Origin of the sequence: Sphingomonas sp. J315, assembly GCF_024666595.1 — a bacterium.
Lineage (GTDB): Bacteria > Pseudomonadota > Alphaproteobacteria > Sphingomonadales > Sphingomonadaceae > Sphingomonas.
Window position 1 is genome coordinate 3,091,071 of record NZ_CP088296.1, and the last position, 24,198, is coordinate 3,115,268.

Annotated in this window: 22 protein-coding genes and 1 pseudogene; 14 read left to right on the top strand and 9 right to left on the bottom strand. The window is 64.7% G+C overall.

Annotated features, from left to right (window positions below; genetic code table 11):
* Positions 1–16: 16 nt before the first annotated feature.
* Complete coding sequence (locus LRS08_RS15695; RefSeq protein ID WP_257842811.1) at positions 17–3,163, top strand: RHS repeat-associated core domain-containing protein; 3,147 nt, start codon at positions 17–19, stop codon at positions 3,161–3,163.
* Positions 3,164–3,636: 473 nt separating this feature from the next.
* Here LRS08_RS15695 and LRS08_RS15700 read toward each other — a convergent pair whose 3' ends face one another.
* From LRS08_RS15700 to LRS08_RS15720, 5 genes are all read right to left on the bottom strand, one after another.
* Entirely contained in the window at positions 3,637–3,828 is a 192-nt protein-coding gene (locus LRS08_RS15700; RefSeq protein WP_257842810.1) for a helix-turn-helix transcriptional regulator, read from the bottom strand.
* Between the two features lie 116 nt (positions 3,829–3,944).
* Positions 3,945–4,025 carry a DUF3768 domain-containing protein gene (locus LRS08_RS15705; RefSeq protein ID WP_260481690.1) on the bottom strand — a complete coding sequence of 27 codons (81 nt, stop codon included), beginning with the start codon at positions 4,023–4,025 and terminating at the stop codon, positions 3,945–3,947.
* A 22-nt stretch (positions 4,026–4,047) separates the two neighbouring features.
* Positions 4,048–4,826 (bottom strand): IS5 family transposase gene (locus tag LRS08_RS15710; protein ID WP_374580061.1). Its coding sequence is split into 2 segments (ribosomal slippage): positions 4,048–4,469 and positions 4,469–4,826, totalling 780 coding nucleotides; the frame shifts between segments, so codons are not numbered across the junction.
* Between the two features lie 47 nt (positions 4,827–4,873).
* On the bottom strand, positions 4,874–5,122 hold the full coding sequence (locus LRS08_RS15715) for a DUF3768 domain-containing protein (RefSeq protein WP_257842808.1): 249 nt from the start codon (positions 5,120–5,122) through the stop codon (positions 4,874–4,876).
* A 167-nt stretch (positions 5,123–5,289) separates the two neighbouring features.
* Complete coding sequence (locus tag LRS08_RS15720; RefSeq protein WP_257842807.1) at positions 5,290–6,402, bottom strand: site-specific integrase; 1,113 nt, start codon at positions 6,400–6,402, stop codon at positions 5,290–5,292.
* A gap of 403 nt (positions 6,403–6,805) precedes the next feature.
* Here LRS08_RS15720 and LRS08_RS15725 point away from each other — a divergent pair, with 403 nt between their 5' ends.
* Positions 6,806–7,444, top strand: a complete 639-nt coding sequence (locus tag LRS08_RS15725; protein ID WP_257842806.1) for a PilZ domain-containing protein — start codon at positions 6,806–6,808, stop codon at positions 7,442–7,444.
* A gap of 6 nt (positions 7,445–7,450) precedes the next feature.
* Here LRS08_RS15725 and LRS08_RS15730 read toward each other — a convergent pair whose 3' ends face one another.
* Positions 7,451–8,788 carry an MFS transporter gene (locus tag LRS08_RS15730; RefSeq protein ID WP_257842805.1) on the bottom strand — a complete coding sequence of 446 codons (1,338 nt, stop codon included), beginning with the start codon at positions 8,786–8,788 and terminating at the stop codon, positions 7,451–7,453.
* 173 nt (positions 8,789–8,961) lie between these two features.
* On the opposite strand from LRS08_RS15730, the gene cyoA reads away from it, so the two are divergent.
* From cyoA to LRS08_RS15765, 7 genes are read left to right on the top strand one after another with little or no spacing between them, the layout of a single operon-like run.
* A complete protein-coding gene (gene cyoA / locus LRS08_RS15735; RefSeq protein ID WP_260481691.1) occupies positions 8,962–10,107 on the top strand; it encodes a ubiquinol oxidase subunit II in 1,146 nt (381 codons plus the stop codon).
* Between the two features lie 6 nt (positions 10,108–10,113).
* Entirely contained in the window at positions 10,114–12,132 is a 2,019-nt protein-coding gene (cyoB, locus tag LRS08_RS15740) for a cytochrome o ubiquinol oxidase subunit I (RefSeq protein WP_260480936.1), read from the top strand.
* Positions 12,129–12,752 (top strand): cytochrome o ubiquinol oxidase subunit III, encoded by a 624-nt coding sequence (gene cyoC / locus LRS08_RS15745; protein WP_257842803.1) that lies wholly within the window; start codon positions 12,129–12,131, stop codon positions 12,750–12,752. Before cyoB ends, cyoC begins: the two co-directional genes overlap by 4 nt.
* Positions 12,749–13,111 carry a cytochrome o ubiquinol oxidase subunit IV gene (cyoD, locus tag LRS08_RS15750; RefSeq protein WP_257842802.1) on the top strand — a complete coding sequence of 121 codons (363 nt, stop codon included), beginning with the start codon at positions 12,749–12,751 and terminating at the stop codon, positions 13,109–13,111. Before cyoC ends, cyoD begins: the two co-directional genes overlap by 4 nt.
* Positions 13,112–13,146: 35 nt before the next feature.
* Positions 13,147–13,821, top strand: coding sequence for an SURF1 family protein (locus tag LRS08_RS15755; protein ID WP_260481692.1), 675 nt, complete (start codon positions 13,147–13,149; stop codon positions 13,819–13,821).
* Complete coding sequence (locus LRS08_RS15760; protein WP_308222946.1) at positions 13,818–15,116, top strand: ATP-binding protein; 1,299 nt, start codon at positions 13,818–13,820, stop codon at positions 15,114–15,116. The genes LRS08_RS15755 and LRS08_RS15760 overlap by 4 nt, the downstream gene beginning before the upstream one ends.
* Positions 15,113–15,643 carry a response regulator transcription factor gene (locus LRS08_RS15765; protein WP_257842801.1) on the top strand — a complete coding sequence of 177 codons (531 nt, stop codon included), beginning with the start codon at positions 15,113–15,115 and terminating at the stop codon, positions 15,641–15,643. The genes LRS08_RS15760 and LRS08_RS15765 overlap by 4 nt, the downstream gene beginning before the upstream one ends.
* A gap of 88 nt (positions 15,644–15,731) precedes the next feature.
* On the opposite strand, the gene LRS08_RS15770 is transcribed toward LRS08_RS15765, so the two are convergent.
* Positions 15,732–16,019: a hypothetical protein gene (locus tag LRS08_RS15770; protein ID WP_257842800.1), complete on the bottom strand. Its 288-nt coding sequence runs from the start codon at positions 16,017–16,019 to the stop codon at positions 15,732–15,734.
* Positions 16,020–16,369: 350 nt separating this feature from the next.
* Between LRS08_RS15770 and LRS08_RS15775 the strand changes: the two genes are divergently transcribed.
* The 4 genes and pseudogenes from LRS08_RS15775 (at position 16,370) to LRS08_RS15790 (ending at position 20,160) form a co-directional block, all read left to right on the top strand.
* Positions 16,370–17,206, top strand: coding sequence for a CoA ester lyase (locus tag LRS08_RS15775; RefSeq protein ID WP_257842799.1), 837 nt, complete (start codon positions 16,370–16,372; stop codon positions 17,204–17,206).
* Positions 17,203–18,312 (top strand): 8-amino-7-oxononanoate synthase, encoded by a 1,110-nt coding sequence (locus tag LRS08_RS15780; RefSeq protein WP_257842798.1) that lies wholly within the window; start codon positions 17,203–17,205, stop codon positions 18,310–18,312. Before LRS08_RS15775 ends, LRS08_RS15780 begins: the two co-directional genes overlap by 4 nt.
* Positions 18,309–18,907: pseudogene (gene bioD, locus LRS08_RS15785) on the top strand (dethiobiotin synthase). The gene LRS08_RS15780 and the pseudogene bioD overlap by 4 nt, the downstream one beginning before the upstream one ends.
* Positions 18,904–20,160, top strand: coding sequence for an adenosylmethionine--8-amino-7-oxononanoate transaminase (locus LRS08_RS15790; protein WP_260480937.1), 1,257 nt, complete (start codon positions 18,904–18,906; stop codon positions 20,158–20,160). Before bioD ends, LRS08_RS15790 begins: the two are co-directional and overlap by 4 nt.
* Positions 20,161–20,271: 111 nt before the next feature.
* Here the strand turns inward: LRS08_RS15790 and LRS08_RS15795 are convergent, their stop codons facing one another.
* Entirely contained in the window at positions 20,272–21,594 is a 1,323-nt protein-coding gene (locus LRS08_RS15795) for a methyl-accepting chemotaxis protein (protein ID WP_257842797.1), read from the bottom strand.
* Positions 21,595–21,683: 89 nt separating this feature from the next.
* Positions 21,684–22,562: a LysR family transcriptional regulator gene (locus tag LRS08_RS15800; protein WP_257845394.1), complete on the bottom strand. Its 879-nt coding sequence runs from the start codon at positions 22,560–22,562 to the stop codon at positions 21,684–21,686.
* Positions 22,563–22,655: 93 nt separating this feature from the next.
* Between LRS08_RS15800 and LRS08_RS15805 the strand changes: the two genes are divergently transcribed.
* On the top strand, positions 22,656–24,158 hold the full coding sequence (locus tag LRS08_RS15805; RefSeq protein ID WP_257842795.1) for a CoA-acylating methylmalonate-semialdehyde dehydrogenase: 1,503 nt from the start codon (positions 22,656–22,658) through the stop codon (positions 24,156–24,158).
* Positions 24,159–24,198 lie beyond the last annotated feature (40 nt).

Below are 24,198 nucleotides of genomic sequence, written 5' to 3' on the forward strand. Positions count from 1 at the left end.
CAAGGGAATCCCGTTTATGGGTCCCGACCCTAGCCAGACCACGACGGTGGTGTCCGATCTGACGAAGATGCGACCGACATCCGTCACGAACGGCGCGAGCAAGACGACCAGCTACACCTATGATGGCAATGGTCGCCTGACCCGCGTTACCAACCCGGAAGGCGATTATGTCGAGTACACACTGGACGGTCGAGGCAATGCGACCACGGTGACCCAGAAAGCGAAGCCGGGTTCGGGCCTGTCGGATATCGTCACGTCGGCAAGCTATGCTTCGACATGCAGCAACCCCGTGACCTGCAACCTGCCGACCAGTACGACCGACGCACGCGGCAAGGTGACCGATTACACCTATGATTCGACGCATGGCGGCGTGTTGACTGTTACCGGCCCTGCACCGGGCGGGTCCGGTACGCGCCCGCAGACGCGCTATACCTATTCTCTGACCAATGGCGAATATCTGCTGACAGAGGTCTCGACCTGCCGCACCAACACCGCACCGGGATGCGTAGGCACCCCCGACGAGAGCAAGACTACGATCGCCTATAATGCTAATCGCAACGTCACCAGCGTGACGCGCGGCGCGGGTGACAACTCGCTGACGGCGGTGACGGCGGCGACCTATAGTCCGCTGGGCGACGTGCTGACCGTCGATGGTCCGTTGTCGGGGACGGCGGACACAACCACCTTCCGCTATGATGCGGCGCGACGGGCGGTCGGTTCGATTTCGGCAGACCCCGATGGCGGCGGTTCGCTCAAGCGCCGGGCGTTGAAGCTCGTGCGCGATATTGCAGGCCGCGTCACCGAAACCGCACGCGGCACCGTGACGGGGACGGATGATACGGCATGGGCCGCATTCAGCACGGCGGAGAAGCTGACGACCAGTTGGGATGGTGGTCGCAAGACGAAGGATGTGCTGTCGGCGTCGAGCACCGATTATGCGGTCACGCAATATGGCTATGACGCGGTGGGCCGTCTGGAATGCACGACGCAGCGGATGAACAGCGCGACCTGGGGGTCGTTGCCGGGGACGTGTACGCTCGGCACGACCGGTTCGCACGGTCCCGACCGGATCGCGAAGACGAGCTATGACGCGGCGGGTCGGGTCAGCAAGGTGCAGACCGGCTATGGCACGGGCGCGGAAGCGGACGAGGTGACCGTCGCCTATACCGACAATGGTCAGACGTTCACGGCCATCGATGGCGAAGGTAACAAGACGACCTATGAATATGACGGTCACGATCGCCTCAAGAAGACCCGCTATCCCGACCCGTCGAGCGCGGGAACCAGTTCCACGACCGACTATGAGGAACTGACCTATGATGCCGGGTCGAACGTCACCAGCCGACGGCTGCGAGACGGCAACAGCATCGGCTACAGCTATGACGATCTGAGCCGGGTGACAGCGAAGGATTTGCCGTCGAGCGAGCCGGATGTGACCTACAGCTATGATCTGGTCGGCCACCTGACCGGAGCGAGCCAGACCGGCAACGCGCTGACGTTCGGCTATGATGCGTTGGGGCGCAACATCAGTCAGGCGGGACCGCAAGGGACGGTAGCCTATCAGTATGACCTTGCGGGCAACCGCACGCGCACGACATGGCCCGACAGCTTCTATGTTGATTACGACCGTCTGGTGACGGGTGAGGTCACGCATATCCGCGAGAATGGCGCAAGCTCCGGCGCGGGTGTGCTGGCGACCTATGCCTATGACGATCTGGGCCGTCGCACGACCCTGACGCGGGGCAACGGCGTGGTCACCAGCTATGGCTATGACGCCGTATCGCGGATGAACTCACTGGCGCATGATCTGGCGAGCAGCGGCAATGACGTGACGACCACGTTCAGCCACAATCCTGCCAGCCAGATTGCAGGGTTCGTGCGGAACAACGACGCCTATGGCTGGACGGGTGCCGCCAATGTGGACCGCAATTATGCGGTAAACGGCCTCAATCAGTACACCAGCGCGGGCGGCACGTCGTTCGGCTATGACTCCAAGGGTAACCTGACCAGTTCGGGCAGCGACAGCTACACCTACAGCAGCGAGAATCTGTTGCTGACCGGTCCCGGTAGCGTGACGCTGACTTACGATCCGATGTTGCGGCTTTATGAAAGCAGCGCCGGTCGCCGGTTCGCCTATGACGGCGGGAATATCGTCGCCGAGTACAACACCAGCAACGTCCTGCAAGCCCGCCATGTGTTTGGTCCCGGCACCGACGAGGCGCTGGTGTCCTATGACGGCGCGGGCAATCGCAACTGGCTGATCGCCGACGAACGCGGCAGCATCATCGCCCGCACCGACGCCAGCGGGGCAGCCACCGCGATCCGGGCCTATGACGAATATGGCATCCCATCGGGCAGCGACGTGGGGCGGTTCGGCTATACCGGCCAGGCTTGGCTACCCGAACTGGGCATCGCCTATTATAAGGCTCGCATGTACTCGCCCACGCTTGGCCGGTTCATGCAGACCGATCCCATCGGCTATGGCGATGGGATGAACCTCTATGCCTATGTTGGCGCGGACCCGGTTAATTTTGTTGATCCGAATGGTCTTGCTCGTGTCTGCTTCGATACGACCGAAGCACGGTCTGGTTGGATTCCGGGGACAGGGCCTGAAGATGCAGGCACTCTTTTCGTTACGGAGCAGTTGGTCACTGTATGCCGTATCGAAGATGGCAGTGGCAGCGCTGGATACGCGTCAAGCGGTGGCAGGGGCGGGGGCGGGGGAGGAGGCGCTGCGCCTGGGCCGCAAATTCGGCTCCCGACACCGGATGAATTTGCCGACCGTCAGTCTGACGCCTGTTCCCATCCAGCTATTCAAGCTGCTCTTCAGAATCCCTCAGTTCAATCAGCGTTACGCGATGCCCAAAGTCGAACAGTCTCAACGGGTAATGAGCACGCATTTGAGTACGGTCGGTCAATTCTCGGAGGCCGCGGCGTGACATCCGTCTATGAAGGAGGGAGCGATCAGACGAAAGTGCAGAGCCATTTTTCGTCACTAATGAGTGGGATATACTATCGCGAAATTCAGTTTCATACCCACCCAACATCAAGTCGAGGGTTGAGCTACGGACGTGGATCAGATCTTTCCTTGTCCAGAAATGGATGGACTGTCGTTGCAGTCAACAAAAGCGGAGAAATGTTTTGCGCAATTCCAAATTTATAAACATCTTGCGCCTGCAAAAAATTGCTCCTTACTTTTCGATTGGAATGATTTTTTTGACATCTGGGTGCTCGAGTTCGGATGGGCCTGACTATGAGAGGAAGGGTAATCCGTTTTTCGATGATGCAATTTCGCGTCTATCTCCGGAAGAACACAAGCGATTGCACGGCAATGATCCTGATAATATTCGAGGGTTTTTATTTCGAGGAGTTGAAAAATCCTGCATCGTCATATTCTCAATTGAAAGAGATTTAATAACTCATGATCCTGACCCAGCGTTCTGCTATGATAACAAGTCCAATCGTTTCGTAGAAAGGCTCTAAGGGCTGCGAACAATATTCAGTCCGTAACTGCTCTTCGGGCGTTTGTCCGAATAATGAATGGCCACATTTTCTGGCGATCGATCTTTAGAGTTTTGTGTCTACGGGTCGCATTAAAATGGGTCGGCGGAGCACCGCCGACCCTTAGTAGCTCCGTCAGGAGCCGGATGCCTCGCGTCGGGCGATGCGCGCGCGAAGCCAGTCCTCTATTTCCGTTTCAACCCACCCGACCCGTCCGACACCAATACGCACCCGCTTGGGGAATTGTCCGGCGGCTTCGAGGCGAGCGATATGAGCGGGACTGTAGAGAACCCGATCGCGAACGTCCTTCTTCGATAGCAGTCTCATTGTCGCTAACTCCCGTGTGGGAGCGTCGCGACGCTCAGGTTTGCGCCTAAGCGGGCAGAACGTATCACGAAGTTCCACGAACGGGCGAGTGGCAGTTGCCGATAGAAAAGCTGGCCTCAGTATTCTGAGGCCAGTAAGATTGTCATCACCCGGCGGGTGATCTGTTCGTTCGCAGGATCGGGGGAACCGAACTTCAAACGAAGGTCGTAGGGTCGGGACTCATAACCACCATGTGACGGCTGCGGCGAGGTAGATGGCGCTGAGGAAGTTGGTGGCGAGCTTGTCGTAGCGGGTGGCGATGCGGCGATAATCCTTGAGGCGGCAGAACATGCGCTCGACGGCGTTGCGGCCCTTGTAGAGCGTCTTGGAGAAGCAGCTTTTCCAGCGGCGGTTCGTCTTGGAGGGGATGTTCGGAACGGCACCCTGCCGCTCGATCAGGTCGCGGATCGCATTGCTGTCGTAAGCCTTGTCCGCGAGCACGATGGTGCGCGGCGCGAGATCATCGAGCAACACATCGGCTGCGCGGCAGTCGGCGACCTGGCCACCGGTCAGCAGGAAGCGGAGCGGCCGACCTTCGCCGTCGGTGAGCGCGTGGAGCTTGCTGTTGCGGCCGCCCCGGCTGATCCCGATCGCCTGGACGAGCGCCCCCCTTTTCCACCGCCCGCGGAGCGGTGCGCCTTCATATGCGTGCTGTCGATCAGGACCTCGGCGGGCGGCCCGCCTGCTGCCGCGAGCGTGACGAACAGCTCCTGCCACACACCCTTTGCCGCCCAGCGCACGAACCGGTTGTAGAGCGTCTTCCTCGGCCCGTAGCAGGCCGGCGCGTCGACCCAGCGCCCGCCCGACTTCACCACATGAATGATGCCGCTGATCACCCGCCGATCATCGACCCGCGCCACACCGCGCACCTTGTCCGGCAGCAGCGGACGCAGCCGCTCGAACTGGGCTTCACTCAACCAAAACTCGCTCAAATCCACGCTCCTGCTGGCGCAGCGCATGAATCACATCCCAGCCGCCAAGGGAATCCCGTTTATGGGTCCCGACCCTAATAGTCGATTTTCCAGTAGAGCTTGTGTCCGGCCAGTGTGAACGAACCAAAGTCGTGTTCGCCATGAGGATCGTTGTTGGGTGTGAAGGCGTCAAACTGCGCAGTCCGTTGGATCGCCAGCACGACCGCCGCCTCTCCGAGACTTTGGACGCCCACCGAAATCAGCCAATACCCGGCTTTGGGACCGCTCATGCGAAACCGATCATTCAGCTGTCTGATCGTCTCGCTTTTTGCTTTCTCGTCCATGATTGTCTCCCGTGACATTCGGGAGCGCCCGGCCAGTCCAGGCGCTCCCCACGTCACGGGAGCGAGTTGTGTGGAGCCGACGCTGACCGCGTTCTTGCGCACAGCGTACCCTGAAGGCAGGCCGCGCGCCTGTGGAAAACCCGAGCGGCTCCGAGCCTCCGACCCAGCTACGCAGACACGAGCCGAGCAATGAACTTCTCGTATCGCGCCAGCGCGTCCCGCTTCTCGTCCAGGCGGTCATACCGATCGTATATCTCGTCCAGGACGGGCGGCGCGTGGTTGATGAGCACTTCGCAAACGTCGCGCGGAACGCGCAGGCGGGCCATGTTCGAGCGGAAGGTGCGGCGGATGTCGCGTAGCGTCCAGCCACTGGATTGCGTCTCATCCTGTATCTCCTCCAGCATGCGGTTGAGGCTCGACGGGTTGAGGGCCTTCTTGTTCGTGTGGCGACCGGGGAAATAGAAATCGCCATCATTTGGACGTTCGGCGAGAACGGATCGCGCAAGCGGCAAGAGCGGAATGCCGTGATCGCGCCCGTTCTTGGTGTGCGCGCCGGGGATGGTGAGTACGTCGTCTGACGCCCAATCACGGCGCAGCACGCACGTTTCCTCGTTGCGCGTCCCCCAGAGGATCATGAGGCGGATGACGAGGCGTGAGCCGGTTCCTGCGGCGTTCCAGACGGACCTCAGCTCGTCTTCGGTCAGGACGCGCGTACCTTTGCGATCCTTGCCGGGCGGGGCGTACCCCTCCATCGGCGAGCGTTGAATGTAGCGGTGCGGGGAGCGGGTGCACCACGTGAAGAAGGTCCGCGCCACCCGATAGACGTGAAGCTGCATGCTCGGCGTCGATGCGAGTTTGTCGAGCACGCGCCGGATGTCGCCGTCCGAAACGTCCGCGACCTGCTTGTGTTCGATGCCCCTCAAGTGCTTCTTGAGGATGAGTTCGACCTTGTGCGCCCAGCTACTCGTTGAGGCGGGGTCGTAGTGGTCGGTGAGGAACTCGTCGCGCGCGTCCTTAACGCTTTTGCTTACTGGCTTGGGATCGCTCGTGGGGGCTGCAAGAAGCCGCTTCGCTTCCGCCCGTGCGTCCGCGAGCGACATGTCGCCATACTTGCCGATCGAGATGCGCTCGCGGGTGCGCCCGCGCATCACGGTCCATGTCTTTGATCGCTTGCCCACCCGGACGCCGAAACCAGGCGTCGTCGTGTCCCAAAAGGTAGTGTTTGTATCCGTCCCTTTGAGCGCTTTTACCGACAAGTCCGTCAGATGAAGATTTGGCACGTTCTGTCTCCGATTTGTCTCCGCAATGTGAGGCGTAGGAGCGAGAAAGAATGTGCCAGATGAGAAGGCGAAATGCACGTAAGTTTTTGACTTACTTGCATTTTGAGACGTTATGAGAAAGCTTGCGCAGCTGTGCAGAATGCTTGGGAAGCTCCTGCTCTACCATTGAGCTACACCCGCGAGGCGCGCCGAAATCGAAGGTTTGCGCGGCGTTGTCAAGCCGGATCGCGTGGGTGCGGCGCACCGGCGCCTCTCACAACTTCGCCTAATCCCGCGTTATCCAGATCGGGTGACGCTTTGCTAGCAACGTTGTGAGTAAGCCAGCGGTCGGGGCGGAGAGACCGGAGCTGGAGCTGCGAGCACTCTATCTTTCGGCAAACGGCTGCTCGCGGGAGCAATGCCCGTGGATGCTGATGACCAATCTGACACGATGCTGTCGACCGGCGCCGATCGCCGCTCCGATGCGCGGATCACCACCTTGTTTCAGGTCGCGCGCCTGCTGACCGGCGATGGCGCGCAACATCTTTGCCTGATCCGCAATATCGGACCGGGCGGGATGATGCTCGAAATCTACGCGCCGATCGAACCGGGCCTGCGCGTGCGGGTCGAGCCCAAGGTGTGCGATCCGATTACCGGCGTGGTGCGCTGGGCAGAGGCGCGCCAGGCGGGAATCGCGTTCAACGATCCGATCGACGTTCACACCTATCTGCACAGCCACAATGTGCTGCTGCCCGATCAGTTGCCGCGCTGTCCGCGGGTGACGACCGCGATGCGCGCGCGGCTGCGGATCGGCGCGGTGTGGCACCTCGTTCCACTGATCGACCTGTCGCAGGGCGGGGCGAAGGTGGAGACCGACCTGCCCGTCGAACTGGGGCAGGGAGTGGAGATCGATATCGAAGGGATCGGCGTGCTCGGCGCGCATGTCCGCTGGGTGCGCGGCGAAAGGGTCGGGCTGGTGTTCACCTGTCCGTTGCGGCTGGCGCTCGTCGCACAGTGGATCGCGACGCATGGGGACGCGCCGGGATCCGTGCGCGCCGCCTGAAATCGCTCAGTCGATCGTTCGTCCAAGCTCACGGTTGAGCCAGAGAGCGACCAGCGTACCGACCGCGCCCGACAGCAGGTACGCGCCCGCCGCGAGCAGACCGAACTCTGCCGACAACCATAGCGCGGCGAGCGGCGCGAAGCCCGCACCGAACAGCCAGGCAAGGTCGGAAGTCAGCGCGGACCCGGTATAGCGGTGGCGCTGTTGAAAGCTCGCCGAAAGCGCGCCCGATGACTGGCCGAACGAGATGCCGAGCAGCACGAATCCGAGCAGCATGAACACGGCCTCGCCGACTTCGCCCATCTCGAGCAATTGCGGTGCGAAGCCGCTGAACGCGGCGATTGCGGCGGCAGTTGCGGCGAGCACGGTGCGGCGGCCCACCCGGTCGGCAAGATAGCCCGACGCGATGATCGCGCCGACCCCCAGCGCCGCCGCGACCGCCTCGATCGCGAGGAATCGCACCGGCGATTCCTCGGTGTAGAGGAACACCCAGGACAGCGGGAACACGGTGACCATGTGGAACATGGCAAAGCTCGCCAGCGGGGCGAAGGCGCCGAGGATGATCGTGCGCCATTCCGACCGGATCGTCTCGGTCATCGGCGCAGGCTGCAGCTCGCGTCGCTCGAACAGCGTCGCATATTCGGGTGTCACCACGATGCGCAGACGCGCGAACAGGGCCACCACGTTGATCGCGAAGGCGACGAAGAAGGGGTAGCGCCAGCCCCAGGACAGGAAATCCTGTGCGGGCAGGGTCGCGATCAGGAACATGAACAGCAGGCTGGCAACGATCAGGCCGAGCGGCGCGCCGAGCTGCGGGATCATTGCGTACCAGCCGCGCTTGCCCTCAGGCGCGTTGAGCGCGAGCAAAGAGGCAAGCCCGTCCCACGATCCGCCGAGCGCGACGCCCTGACCCATGCGGAACAAGGCGAGCAGCAGCGCCGATCCCACGCCGATCGCTTCGTACCCGGGGAGGAAGGCGATTGCCGCAGTCGACCCGCCGAGCAGGAACAAGGCGATGGTGAGCTTGGCACCACGGCCATAGGCGCGGTCGATTGCGGTGAAGATCAGCGTGCCGACCGGCCGCGCGGCGAATGCCAGCGCGAAGATCGCGAACGACCAGAGCGTGCCCTGCAACGGGTCGAGATACGGAAAGACGAGCGCCGGGAACACCAGTACCGACGCGATGGCATAGACGAAGAAGTCGAAAAATTCGGACGTGCGCCCGATCACCACGCCGATCGCGATCTCGCCGGGTGCGATCTTGTGACCGTCGCGCGGGCCGTCGCTGTTGACCGCCCGCGCGTCGCGTTCGGCTTCGGTGGTGGGCACGGTCTCGGCGGTCATTCGGTCTTCCTGCATAGCGGTGCACGCAGTCGTCGGACTATCGGCAGCGTCAACGCCCTGCGCCATAATCGGGCGCGCGGGGATTGGACAAAATGTCCAATGGGCGGGTCCGGCAGGTGGGCCTAGGCGGCGGATCATGGCCCAGAACCTGTCCCGAGTCCGCCTCCAACCCCCTGATCGCGCTGTCGCTGTTGCCGCTTCTCTCCGGCTGCGGCCTGGTCGTGCTCGATCCTGCCGGGGAGGTCGCGCGGCAGCAGGGCAATCTCGTGATGATCTCGACCGCGCTGATGCTGCTGATCATCGTGCCGGTGATGGCGCTGACGGTGTTCTTTGCGTTCAAGTACCGCGCGGCGAACACGGATGCGGCCTATGACCCCGACTGGGACCATTCGACCCAGCTGGAGCTGGTGATCTGGGCCGCGCCGCTGCTGATCATCATCTGCCTCGGCGCGCTGACCTGGGTCGGCACGCATCTGCTGGACCCCTATCGCCCGCTCGCTGCGCCTGAGGCGAAGGCGCCGGGCGCACCTGACACCGATCGCGAGAAGCCGCTGGAGGTGCAGGTCGTCGCGCTCGACTGGAAATGGCTGTTCATCTACCCCGAGCAGGGGATCGCGACGGTCAACGAGTTCGCCGCGCCGGTGGATCGCCCGATCCGCTTCCGCATCGCCTCATCCTCGGTGATGAACAGCTTCTACATCCCCGCTTTGGCCGGCCAGATTTATGCGATGCCGGGGATGGAGACCAAGCTGCACGGCATTTTCAACCAGACCGGCAATTTCATCGGCTTCTCCGCCAATTATTCGGGCGCGGGCTTCTCCAACATGCGCTTTGCCGCCAAGAGCCTGGAACGCGGCGCGTTCGACACATGGGTTGCGCAGGTGAAAGGCACGGCGACGCCACTCGACAGTGCGACCTATCTCAAGCTCGAAAAGCCGAGCGAAAAGGAGCCGGTGCGCCGCTTTGCGCAGGTCGAGCCGAACCTGTTCGACCGCGTCGTCAATCTGTGCGTCGAGCCGGGCAAGATGTGCATGCACGACATGATGGCGATCGACGCCAAGGGCGGGCTGGGGCTGGCGGGTACGTACAATGTCCGCGACCTTGCCTATGACAAGTTCGCCGCGCGCGGCACCTTGCCGACGCTCAATACCCGTTATGTCGCCGCCGTCTGCACGACGCCGATGGTGCCGATGACCGGCCCCGATCCCAAGCCGGTGGACAGCGCCCCGCTGACCGGTGCCGGCCTTTCGCGCGTGCGCCAGTCGACGCCGCCAGCGCGCACCGCGATGTCCGCCATTCCCGTCCTTCCCGAAAGCTGATCCAACGTGTCCGACCCCACCGCGCATCCCGCCCCGTCGGTCGATCCGATCTTCGGTCGCCTGTCGCTCGACTCGATCCCGCTGCACGAACCGATCCTGATCGTCACCTTCGCCGTGGTCGCGATCGGCGGCGTCGCGGTCCTGGCGCTGCTCACCAAATATCGCCTATGGGGTTATTTGTGGAAAGAGTGGTTCACCAGTGTGGATCACAAGAAGATCGGGATCATGTACATGATCCTGGGCCTCATCATGTTCCTGCGCGGCTTTGCCGATGCGATCATGATGCGGTTGCAACAGGCAATGGCGTTCGGCGGGTCCGAAGGCTATCTCAACGCCCATCATTACGACCAGATCTTCACCGCGCATGGCGTGATCATGATCTTCTTCGTGGCGATGCCGTTCATCACCGGCCTGATGAACTATATCGTCCCGCTGCAGATCGGCGCGCGCGACGTCAGCTTCCCGTTCCTCAACAATTTCAGCTTCTGGATGACCGCGGCGGGCGCGGCGCTGACCATGGTGTCGCTGTTCGTCGGCGAATATGCCCAGACCGGCTGGCTCGCCTATCCGCCATTGTCGGGGATCGCCTACAGCCCCAATGTCGGGGTCGATTATTACATATGGTCGCTCCAGATAGCCGGGGTCGGGACGACTCTGTCCGGCATCAACTTGATCGTCACCATCCTCAAGCTGCGCGCACCGGGCATGGGGCTGATGAAGATGCCGGTGTTCACCTGGACGTCGCTGTGCGCGAACATCCTGATCGTCGCCAGCTTCCCGGTGCTGACCGCAGTGCTCGCGCTGCTCGGGCTCGATCGTTACGCGGGCACCAACTTCTTCACGAACGACTTCGGCGGATCGTCGATGATGTACGTGAACCTGATCTGGATCTGGGGCCACCCTGAGGTGTACATCCTGATCCTCCCGCTGTTCGGCGTGTTCAGCGAAGTGACCTCGACCTTCTCGGGCAAGCGGCTCTTCGGCTATACCTCGATGGTCTATGCCACGGTGGTCATCACCATCCTGTCCTACGTCGTGTGGCTCCACCACTTCTTCACCATGGGGTCGGGAGCGAGCGTCAACAGCTTCTTCGGCATCACGACCATGGTGATCTCGATCCCGACGGGAGCGAAGCTCTTCAACTGGCTGTTCACCATGTATCGCGGGCGCATCCGCTTCGAACTGCCGATGATGTGGACCATCGCCTTCATGCTGACCTTCGTCATCGGCGGCATGACCGGGGTGCTGCTCGCGGTGCCGCCTGCGGACTTCGTGCTGCATAATTCGCTGTTCCTGATCGCGCATTTCCACAACGTGATCATCGGCGGCGTGCTGTTCGGCCTGTTCGCGGCGATCAATTACTGGTGGCCCAAGGCGTTCGGGTTCAAGCTCGACAAGAAGTGGGGCCTCGTGTCCTTCTGGTGCTGGGTCGTGGGGTTCTGGCTTGCCTTTGCGCCGCTCTACATCCTCGGCCTGATGGGCGTGACGCGGCGGATGCGGGTGTTCGACGACCCGTCCTACCAGATCTGGTTCGTCATCGCCGGCATCGGCGCAGCGGTAATTGCGGTCGGCATCTTCGCGATGCTCGTCCAGTTCGCGGTCAGCATCTGGAAGCGCGAGGAGCTGAAGGTCGATGGCGACCCGTGGAACGGTCGCACGCTCGAATGGGCGACCAGCTCGCCCCCGCCAGAGTATAATTTCGCCTTCACCCCGCGCATCCACGACCTCGACGCCTGGTACGACATGAAGAAGCGCAATGCCGGCCGCCCGGTCGATGGCTATCGCGACATCCATATGCCGCGCCCGACCGGAGCGGGGGTGATCCTGTCGGGGATCAGCCTGGTGATGGGCTTTGCGCTGGTGTGGCATATCTGGTGGCTGGTCATCGCGATGTTCGTCGCGTTGCTCGCGGCCGCGATCATCCACACCTTCAACTATGACCGCGACTTCCATATCCCGGCGGCGACCGTCACCGAGGTTGAGGACGCACGCACCCGCCAGCTGGCCGCCGGAGCCGCCGCATGACCGCCGTGACCGCCACCGACGAACCGCCCGTCTTCTACGAGCTGGACGAGCATCCCCATCCCGAGGGGCACAGCACGATGCTGGGCTTCTGGATCTATCTGATGAGCGACTGTCTCATCTTCGCGATCCTGTTCGCCTGCTACGCGGTGCTGGGCGGCAATTACGCGGCGGGGCCGGGGCCGAAGGATCTGTTCGACCTGAAGCTGATCGCGCTCAACACCGCGATGCTGCTGTTCTCGTCGATCACCTATGGCTTTGCGATGCTGTCGATGCAGCTGGGCAAGGTCCGCGCGACGCAGGGCTGGCTGGCCGTCACCGGCCTGTTCGGCGCGGCGTTCCTGGGCATCGAACTCTATGAGTTCCACCACCTGATCGAACTCGGCGCGACGCCGCAGCGCAGCGCGTTTCTCTCGGCCTTCTTCACCCTGGTCGGCACCCACGGCCTGCACGTCACCTTCGGCCTGATCTGGCTGGTGACGCTGATGGTCCAGCTGGGGCGCAAGGGGCTGATCCCCGCCAATCAGCGCCGGGTCGCGTGCCTCGGCATGTTCTGGCACTTCCTCGACGTCATCTGGATCGGCGTCTTCACCTTTGTCTATCTGATGGGGATGTTGCGATGAGCGCGCACCATGACGAGCACCACGCCGTGGCCGAGCTGCCGCACGCGACGCTGCGCGATTATGTGATCGGTTTCGTCCTGTCGGTGATCCTGACCGCGATCCCGTTCTGGCTGGTGATGACGATGCCGCTCAGCGCCGGGGTGACGGCTGCGGTGATCATGGGCTTTGCGGTGGCGCAGATCATCGTCCACATGATTTTCTTCCTGCACATGACGCCCAAGGCAGAGGGCGGCTGGTCGCTGACCTCGCTCGTCTTCACGATTATCGTAATCTTCATCATGCTCGCCGGGTCGCTGTGGGTCATGCACCACCTCAACAGCAACATGATGCCCCAGCATATGGAGCAGCAGGTCCCGTGAAGCTCCGCCGCGCCGTTCCTGCGGCGCTGCTGCTGATGCTCGCCGCCGGGTTCGTGGCGCTCGGCATCTGGCAGGTCGAGCGGCGGGCGTGGAAGCACGCGCTGATCGACGCGGTCGCAACGCGCAGCACCGCCGCGCCGGTCGCTGCCCCGGCTCCGGGTGTTGCGGTCAGCGCCGAAGCGGACGCCTATCGCCGCGTCCGGGTGACGGGCCGGTTCCTGCACGACCGCGAGACGTTGGTGCGCGCGGTCAGCGATCTGGGCAGCGGATACTGGGTCGTCACCCCGCTCGATACCGGGCGCTTCACCGTGCTGGTCAATCGCGGCTTCGTGCCCCCCGACCGGCGCGACGCCGCCAGCCGCGCGGCGGGAAATGCGGCAGGGCAGGTCACCGTCACCGGCCTGCTGCGCGTGACCGAACCGGGCGGCGGCTTCCTGCGCAGCAACGATCCCGCAGCGGACAATTGGTATTCGCGCGATGTCGCCGCGATCGCCGCCGCGCGCGGGCTGAACAACCCCGCGCCCTATTTCATCGACGCCGACGCCGCGCCCAATCCGGGCGGGTGGCCGCGCGGCGGGCTGACCGTGCTGCGCTTTTCAGACAATCATCTGGGTTATGCGCTGACGTGGTTCGCGCTGGCATTGCTGTCGCTGGGCGCCATCTGGCTGGTGTTGCGCAACGCGGCGGTAGCGCCCAACAAGGGCGCGTGAACCGGCAGATCCTTGAGCCCGCCTTTCAGCCGGCGGATGCGGGGCGGCGCAACATGCTGCTGCTCACGCAATTGCGCTGGTTGGCGGTGGGCGGACAGCTGGTGACGGTCGCGGTGGTGCAGGTCGCGCTCGGCATCGACCTGCCGATGACGCAGCTGCTCATGTCTACCGCGACGCTCGCCGCGCTCAACATCGCCAGCCATGTGCTGATCGCCAGCGGGGCGCGGTTCAGCGACGGCGCGCTCGCTGCGGCCCTGCTGTTCGATGTGGGGGCGCTGACCGTGCAGCTCAGCCTGTCGGGCGGGATCACCAATCCGTTCGCGGCTTTGTTCCTGCTGCACATCGTGCTCGGCGCGGTGCTGTTGCGGCCGCATTACCCTTGGACGATCGTCGCCGCGACGCTGATCGCGCTCGGCATCCTGTCGCTCGATCCGACGCCTCTGGTGCTACCGGCCAATCTGCCGGTCGATCCGGTCAACCTCTACCTGTTCGGCGGGTTCGTCTGCTTCGTGCTGATCGCCGTGCTGCTGGTGGTCTTTATCGGCCAGATCAGCCGCAATTTGCGCAGCCACGACGCCGCGCTCGCCGCCGTCCGCCAGCGCGCGGCGGAGGAGGATCATATCGTCCGCATGGGCCTGCTCGCGTCGGGCGCGGCGCATGAGCTGGGGACGCCGCTGTCGCTGCTGTCGGTCGCGATCGGCGACTGGCGGACGATGCCGCGCCTGAAGGGCGATGCGGAGTTGCAGGAGGAGCTGGCCGAGATGGACGGCGCGGTCCAGCGCTGCAAGGCGATCGTCAGCGGCATCCTGATGTCGGCGGGCGAGGCGCGCGGCGTCGCCCCCGAAGTGACCAGCGTGCGCCGCTTCCTGACCGAGATTGTCGCCGACTATCGCGCCAGCCTGCTGCCCGGCACGCTCGATTTCCACGACCATTTCGGCGCGGACGTGACCATCGTCTCCGATCCTGCGCTGCGTCAGGTGGTCGGCAACGTCATCGACAATGCGATCGAGGTGTCACCGGGCCGGGTCGCCCTCACCGTATCGCGCGAGGGCGAGGCGCTGGTGCTCGACATCGCCGATCGTGGGCCGGGCTTTGTGCCGGAGATCCTCGAGACCTTCGGCCAACCCTATCGCTCGACGAAGGGCAAGCCTGGCGGCGGGCTCGGCCTCTTCCTGCTGGTCAACGTCCTGCGCAAGCTGGGCGGGGAGGCGAGCGCGGAGAACCGGCTCGACGGCGGCGCGCGGGTGCGGATCGTCCTGCCGCTCGCAGCGCTGGCGATGGCGGCACCGCGATGAGCGCGCGGCTGCTGATCATCGTCGAGGATGACGAGGCGTTTGCCCGGACGCTCAAACGCTCGTTCGAGCGGCGCGACTACACCGTGCTGTGGGCGGCGAACCATGACGAGCTGGCAGCGTTGCTGGCCGACCACGCGCCGGATTTCGCGGTGGTCGACCTGAAGCTCGGCGGCGCGTCGGGGCTGGCGTGCGTGCAGACGCTGCGGGCGAGCGATGCGGAGATGAAGATCGTCGTCCTCACCGGCTTCGCCAGCATCGCGACCGCAGTAGAGGCGATCAAGCTGGGCGCGAACCACTATCTCGCCAAGCCGTCGAACACCGACGATATCGAGGCCGCGTTCGCGCGCGTCGACGGCGATGTCGACGCCCCGGTCGATGGCCGCACCTCATCGATCAAGACGGTGGAGTGGGAGCATATCCACCAGACGTTGGTCGAGACCGACTTCAACATCTCCGAAGCCGCACGGCGGCTGGGGATGCACCGACGGACGCTGGCGCGAAAGCTGGAGAAACGGCCGGTGCGGTAGGGGGAGACTACAGACGACCGCTTTCAGAACGGTGACTACCCGACGTGAATTGGGTGGAAAGCGGTCGATTGACGTATATCATCATTGCTCAATTTAGGCGAGTGAGAGCATGTGGACTATCGGTCGCGAGCGAGAGAAATCGCATGCTGCCAAGTTTGTCCGCGAGGAAACTCAGCAACGGCTCCTCTTCCCCGTAATCGACGCCGTCCATGATATAAAGGAGGGAAGCGGGGGCATCCAGGATTTTATAGTAACCGCGCGGGTTGCGATGATCGAGGGTGGGTCCGGCGTTTGGCAGAATACAGCAAACTGGATGCGCAAGGTGATACAGGAACACCCGGCAGCCCAGGTGCTTTGGGATGAACTTGCGGAGCATGAAAGCTGGCGAGTTAGGTGGAAGGTTGCATGCTGTCTCTACCTAGATATTTCAGAGTCCCAATCGGATCGACTTTTTTCCTCACTACGTGCCGACCGGAGTAAGAAAGTGCGAGACTACTCGGTGGATCGATACGAATACCGACCGGACAAGCATGGTAAGGTCGAGAAGCGTTTCGACGCAGCCAATTTTGGGGCTTGAACGCCAACATCCGCAACCGGGTCGATTGCAGCCAGTCCGCTTCATGCGTCCGAGGCCTAATCATCCTCCCCCGCCGGGGGAGGATTGAGGCCACCCTTGCCGTTGGCGCGCAGCAAAGGCATGGCGCGGGGCAAGAGAGAGGAAATCCGATGCGCCTGCGTTCGCTGTTGTTCGTCCCCGGTGACCGGCCCGACCGGATGGAAAAGGCGCTGGCCAGCGGTGCCGATGCGCTGATCCTGGACCTTGAGGATTCGGTGACGCCGGAGCGCAAGGGCGACGCGCGCGCGGCGGTGGCGGCGTTCCTTGCTAAACAGCACAGCGGCCCGGCGCTCTGGGTCCGCATCAACCCGCTCGACAGCGGGATGACGCAGGATGATCTGGCCGCCGCGCGCGGGGCGGATGGCATCGTGCTGCCCAAATCGGCGAGCGGGCAAGATGTGGCGGCGCTCGATGCGATGCTCGCTGGCGTGGCCGCGCGCATCCTGCCGATCGCGACCGAAACGCCCGCCGCGATCTTTGGCCTGGGCAGCTATGCCGGCTGCTCACCGCGCCTCGCCGGGATCACCTGGGGCGCAGAGGACCTGCCCGCGGCGATCGGCGCGCAATCCTCGCGCGAGGCGGACGGGCGCTACACCCCGCCCTATGAGATGATCCGTGGCCTGACGCTGTTCGGCGCGCACGCCGCCGGGGTCGCGCCGATCGAGACCGTCTATCCCGATTTCCGCGACCTTGAGGGGCTGGAGGCCTATTGCGCGCGGGCGATGCGTGACGGCTTTACCGGCATGATGGCGATCCACCCGGCGCAGGTGCCGGTGATCAACGCCGCCTTCACCCCGTCCGAAGCCGCCATTGCGCATGCCAAGGCGGTGGTCGCGGCCTTCGCCGCCAATCCCGGTGCAGGGGCGCTCCAGCTCGACGGCAAGATGATCGATGCGCCGCATTTGAAGCAGGCACAGGCGCTGCTCGCCCGCGCGGGAGAGGCATGAGTACGACCTTCCATCGCGACGACCTCGACCGGCTGGATGCGGCGGGGCGGTTGCGGTCGCTGACGCCGCGCGCGGGAATCGATTTCGCGTCGAACGACTATCTGGGGCTCGCGAGCGATCCGCGCCTCCGCGCTTCGGTCAGCGAAGCACTTGATCGCGGCGTCGCGGTCGGGTCGGGCGGGTCGCGCCTCTTACGCGGCAACGACCCCGAGATCGCAGCGCTGGAGGTGGAGGCCGCCGCGCTGTTCGGCGCTGAGGCGTGCCTCTATTTCGCCAATGGCTTTGCCGCCAATGTCGCATTGCTGTCGACGTTGCCCCAGCTGGGCGACCTGATCGTCCATGACGCCATGATCCACGCAAGCATGCATGACGGCCTGCGCCTCGCGCGCGCGCCGTCGGTCGCGGCGGGGCATAATGATGCGCTGGCGGTGGACGACGCGATCCGCGCCTGGCGCGCTGGGGGCGGGACGGGGACGCCGTGGATCGCATTCGAAACGCTCTATTCGATGGATGGCGATTGCGCGCCCGTGGTTGAACTGGCCGAGGTGGCGGCGCGGCATGACGCCATGTTGCTGGTCGATGAGGCGCATGCGACCGGTGTTTGGGGTGCGAATGGGCGCGGTCTCGCCGAAGAGCTGGAGGGTGCGGACAATGTCATCGCACTCCACACCTGTGGCAAGGCTTTGGGCTGCCAAGGCGCGCTGGTTACCGGCTCGCAGGTGCTGATCGATTTCCTTATCAACCGCGCGCGGCCCTTCATCTTCTCGACCGCGCCTTCGCCGCTGCTGGCCAGCGCCGTCCGCGCCGCGCTGCGCATCGTTGCGGAAGAGCCGGAACGCCGTACCCGGCTCCACGCGCTCATCGCGCACGCCGAAGCCACGCTCGCCCCGCATGGCGTCACCGCGACGGGGACGCAGGTCATGCCGCTGATTATCGGCGAGGACGCACGGACGATGGCCCGCGCCGCCGCCCTACAGGCAAAGGGATTCGACGTTCGCGGCATCCGTCCGCCGACCGTCGCGCCCGGCACCGCGCGATTGCGCATCGCGGTGACGCTCAACGTAACGCCTGACGATGTCGACGCGCTGGCGGTGGCGCTGGCATGATCGTCGTCACCGGCACCGATACCGGCGTTGGCAAGACCGTCGCGTCCGCTGCGCTCGCGCTGCGGCTGGGCGCATCCTATTGGAAGCCGATCCAGGCGGGGCGGGAGGAGGAAAGCGACCGTGAGGCCGTGGCGCGGCTTGCGGGCGTGGAGACGGTCCCCGAAGCCTATTTCCTCGAAACGCCCTGTTCCCCGCACCGTGCCGCCGAGATCGACGGCGTCACCATCGATCCCGCGCACCTCACCCCGCCGCCGGGGCGGGTGGTGATCGAAGGGGCGGGGGCGCGCTGGTCCCGGTGACCCGTGACCTGCTCTATGCAGACCTGTTTGCGCACTGGGGACTGCCGGTGGTGATCGTCGCGCGGACCGCGCTCGGCACGATCAGCCACAGCCTGATGACGATCGAGGTACTGCGCGCGCGCGATGTGCCGATCGCGGGCATTCTCTTCTCCGGCGACGAGGTGGCCGACAGTCAGGCGACGATCTGCGCCATCGGCGGCGTGGCGTCGCTCGGGCGGCTGCCACGGCTCGACTCGCTGACCCCCGATACCCTGCGCGCCGCCGCCGCGACCCTCGACCTGGGAGCAATCGCATGACCTCCCCCGTCTGGCACCCCTTCACCCAGCACGGCCTCAATGAGCCGGCGCCGCTGGTCACCCATGCCGAGGGCGCGATCCTACATACCGCCGATGGCCGCCGCGTGATCGACGCGATCTCGTCCTGGTGGGTGACGACGCACGGCCATTGCCATCCGCGCATCATGGCGGCGATCCGCGCGCAGAGCGAGAAGCTCGACCAGTTGATCTTCGCCGGCTGGACGCACGAGCCCGCCGAGACGCTGGCGCGCGATCTGGTGGCGATGATGCCGCCCGCGCTGACCAAAGTGTTCTTCTCCGACAGCGGATCGACCAGCGTCGAGGTCGCGCTCAAGATGGCGCTCGGCCATTTCGCCAATCGCGGCGAGGATCGGTCGCGGATCATCGTGATGGAGGGCAGCTATCACGGCGACACGGTCGGCGGCATGTCGGTCGGCGCGCGCGGGGTGTTCAACAAGAGCTATGCGCCGCTGCTGTTCGATGTCGACGTCATTCCCTTTCCGGAGCGCGGCAAAGAGGCGCTGACGATGGCGGCGCTGGAAGAGTATTGCGCGCAATCGCCGCCGCCCGCCGCGCTGATCGTCGAGCCAATGATCCTGGGCGCCGGGGGGATGCGCATCTATTTGCTCGGCGTGCTGCGCGCGATGCGCGAGATCTGCGCGGCGCATGGCGTGCTGTTCATCGCAGACGAGGTGATGACCGGCTGGGGCCGCACTGGCGCGCTGCTCGCGTGCGAATGGGCGCAGATCGTGCCTGACCTGCTGTGCCTGTCCAAGGGGCTGACCGGCGGATCGCTCCCGCTCGCGGTGACACTGGCGACCGAGGAGATTTTCGCCTCGCATCTGAGCGAGGATCGGTCACGGATGTTCTTCCACTCGTCGAGCTATACGGCGAACCCGATCGCCTGCGCCGCCGCGATCGCCAATCTCGCCATCTGGCGCGACGAGCCGGTGCTGGAGCGGATCGAACGGCTGGTACTGCGGCAGACCGACCTCAGCGCGCCGTTGCACGGCAAAGTCTCGAATCTCAGGCAGATCGGCACGATTATCGCGATGGAGTTCGAGCAGGCCGAGGGCAGCTATATGTCCACGCTCGGCCCGCAACTCGCCGCGTTTTTCCGCGAACGCGACGTGCTGCTTCGGCCGCTTGGGAACACGGTCTACGTCATGCCGCCCTATTGCGTTTCGGACGACGATCTGGAGCGGGTTTACGAGGTGATCGGAGAAGCAGTAGAGCATTTTTCGGCACGCTAGCGGGGGCGTCCCAACAGCCGTTTGCCCTGAGCTTGTCGAAGGGCCGTAGCTCGACATCAGCGCGTGCAGGAACGGTGCTTCGACAAGCTCGGCACAAACGGGGTGAAGGACTCACGCCGCCCGCAAATCCGTCAGAAACCCCTGCACCGCCGCATCCAGCGCCCCCGCCTCGGCCTGAAGCCGTTCGGCCAGCCCACCCATTTCGCGCGCGCTGTGCGTCGCCGACCCGGCCGTCCCCCCGATCGCATCGACATCGTCGGCGATCATTGCTCCGGCGCTGACCGTTTCCTCAACCGTCATCGCGATCAGGCGGGTCGTGTCGCGCTGAGTGGCGACCGCTTCCTCGACCGTGTCGCACAGCCGCGCCATCGCCGCGATCGCGCGTTCGACCTCGCCATGGCCATCGGCGACCTGCGCGATGCCGCTGCACAATTCCGCGACATGCGCGGTGATGCGGCCCGCAGCATGGCCCGCCTGGGTCGCCAGCGCCTTGACCTCGTTCGCCACGACGGTGAAGCCGCGCCCCGCCTCGCCCGCGCGTGCCGCCTCGATCGTTGCGTTGAGCGCGAGCAAATTCACCTGCCCGGCGATTTCGCCGATCAGCGCGATGACCGCGTCGATCGATTCGGCGGACTTGATCAGCTGGCGCATCCGCGCGCCGCCTTCGCCGACCAGGCCCACCGCATTCTCCGCCGCCGCCTTGGCCCGCGCGGTGTCGTCGTTGATCGCGGCAAAGGCGTCCGCCAGCAGCCGCCCGCGATCGGCGATCCCGGTCATGCTCATGCTGGTCTGCGCCGCCGCCGAAGCGACCGCCGCCGCGCGATCACCGGTATCGGCGGCGCGCGACGCGGTTGCGCTGGCGTTGCTGCCGATCCGCTGCGACAGGCCCGCCAGCGTGGTCGCGAGCGACCCGGCCTGGCGTTCGAACCGCGCCGATGCCGCCTCGATCCGCGCCGAGCGCTGGAGCTGGCCGCGCGCATGAATCAGCTCGCGTTCGACCGCCAGGCTGACGATGCGCCGATTGGCGACCACCGCGAACAGCCGTCCGCGATGCGTCAGGATCATCCCTTCCTGCCCGCTGGCGGCGCGATAGGCGTCAAGCACCGCGCCGATATCCTGATCCACCTCTGCCTCGGGACAGGGGCGGATATGCGCCGCGATCGCGCTGCCATAGGCCGGGTTGCGCATCAGCGCATGGCCGAACGGGTTGAGCAGCAGCCGGCGGACATCCTTTTCGAACAGCGCCCCGATCGCGCGGTGGCTCGCATCGACCACGGGCAGCAGCCGCAGCTCCATATTGGTCTGGAACATTTCGGTCGCGGTGAACAGCGTGTCGTGTTCGCGCAGGAACGGTGGATTGCGCTCGACCGTGGACAGCCAGTCCCGCGTCGTCGTCGGGGAAGGGGCGGGGATGGGGTCAGCAAGCGCAAACATGACGCTGTTGATAGGGAGCGGACGGTAAATGCGGTGTTAGCCGGGCGTGACACTTCCGTGACAAATGGCGGTTTTCTGCGCCTTTTCGCCTATCCAGTCAGTTCGCCGCGATGCTGCGCGACCAAAGCGCCGAGCCAGTCGGTGAACGCCGCGACCGGCGCGAAGTGGCGCGTCTCCTCATGCGTCACCAGCCAGAAGCTGCGCCGGATGGCGAGTTCGGGCAGCACGCGCTCCAGTTCCGGATCGCCATCCCCGATGAAGCAGGGCAGCACCGCGATCCCCGCTCCTGCCGCAGTCATGCGGTGCTGCGCATTGATGCTCGACGAGCGCAGTTGCGGTGCAGGTGCGCCAGGAATCTCGTCGAGATAGCGCAACTCGGGCGCGTAAAGGATGTCCGGGACATAACCGATCAGCCGATGCTCGCGCAGCTGCTCGGCAGCGGTCGGCATGCCGTGCACTGCAAGATAGTCGTGCGACGCATAGAGGCGCAGTCCATAGTCGGCGAGCTTGCGGGTCAGCAGCGGACCTCTCCGTGGCCGCGCCAGCAGCACCGCGACATCGGTCTCGCGCCGTGTCGGATTGAGGAAGCCACTGCTCGCCACCAGATCGACCGATAGGTCCGGATGCGCATCGGCCAGGCTGCCGAGATGCCGCCCGACGAACCAGCTGCCGAACCCCTCCGACACGCTGACCCGCACCGTGCCGCGCACCGGCCCGCCCGCCTCCCGCTCACCGATCGCGGCGGCGGCACGCTCCATCGCGCGGGCATGGGTCAGCAGCCGCTCGCCCGCCGGGGTCAGCGTCTGGCCGTCCGGCCCCTGTTCGAACAGCCGCTCACCGACCGCCTGTTCGAGGCGGCGGAGGCGTCGCCCTGCCGTGGTCGCGTCGATTTGCAGACTCTGCGCGGCCTTGGCCAACTGACCCGTGCGCGCAATCGCGAGGAAGATCGGCAGGTCGCTCCAGTCCATGACCTGCAAATATGCAGCTATGCCCTGCATGTCGATGGGTTGCCGCCACGCCGCGCGCAGGTGCATCACGCTGCCCAAATAGGAGAGGTCCAAATGCGCGAGATCATCCACTTCATCGGCGGCAGCGCCAGTGCGGGCACCGGCACGCGCCGCTCGGACGTGTTCGATCCCAATAGCGGCGCGGTGCAGGCACAGGTGACGCTGGGCAGCCCCGCCGACCTCGACGCTGCGATGGCGAAGGCGCTGGCCGCTCAGCCGGCATGGGCTGCGACCAACCCGCAACGCCGCGCGCGCGTGATGTTCGCGTTTAAGGCGCTGGTCGAGAAGCATATGGACGAACTGGCCCACCTGCTGTCGTCCGAGCACGGCAAGGTGATCGCGGATTCGAAGGGCGATATTCAGCGCGGGCTGGAAGTGATCGAATTCGCCTGCGGCATCCCGCATGTGCTGAAGGGCGAATACACCCAGGGCGCCGGCCCCGGCATCGACGTCTATTCGATGCGTCAGCCGCTCGGCGTTGTCGCGGGCATCACCCCGTTCAACTTCCCGGCGATGATTCCGATGTGGATGTTCGGCGTCGCCATCGCGTGCGGCAACGCCTTCATCCTCAAGCCCAGCGAGCGCGACCCCAGCGTGCCGGTGCGCCTCGCCGAACTGATGCAGGAAGCCGGGCTGCCCGACGGCGTGCTTCAGGTGGTACAGGGCGACAAGGAGATGGTCGACGCGATCCTCGATCATCCCGAGATCAAGGCGGTCAGCTTCGTCGGTTCGTCCGACATCGCGCATTATGTCTATCGCCGTGGGGTCGAGGCGGGGAAGCGCGTCCAGGCGATGGGCGGCGCGAAGAATCACGGCATTGTGATGCCTGACGCCGACCTCGATCAGGTCGTCAACGACCTTGCCGGTGCCGCATTCGGTTCGGCGGGCGAGCGGTGCATGGCGCTGCCGGTCGTGGTGCCGGTGGGCGAGAAGACCGCGATCGCACTGCGCGAGAAGCTGCTGCCCGCGATTCAGGGGCTGCGCGTCGGCGTGTCGACCGATGCCGAGGCGCATTACGGCCCGGTGGTCACGGCCGCGCACAAGGCGAAGATCGAAAGCTATATCCAGATGGGCGTCGACGAGGGCGCCGAACTGGTCGTCGACGGACGCGGCTTCACGCTGCAGGGGCATGAGGATGGCTTCTTCGTCGGCCCGACCCTGTTCGACCGCGTGACGCCGCAGATGCGCTCCTATCAGGAAGAGATTTTCGGTCCGGTGCTCCAGATGGTCCGCGCCGACAGCTTCGAGGAGGCACTGCGCCTCCCGAGCGACCATCAGTACGGCAATGGCGTCGCGATCTTCACCCGCAACGGTCACGCCGCGCGCGAGTTCGCGGCGCGGGTCAATGTCGGCATGGTCGGCATCAACGTGCCGATCCCCGTACCGGTCGCCTACCACACCTTCGGCGGGTGGAAGCGCAGCGCGTTCGGCGACACCAACCAGCACGGCATGGAGGGGGTCAAGTTCTTCACCAAGGTGAAGACGATCACCCAGCGCTGGCCGGACGGCGGGGTGGGCGACGCCGCCAACGCCTTCGTCATTCCCACGATGGGATGAGGCGGATGCGCCGCCGGGTTCGAGAATCGGTTACAGCCGT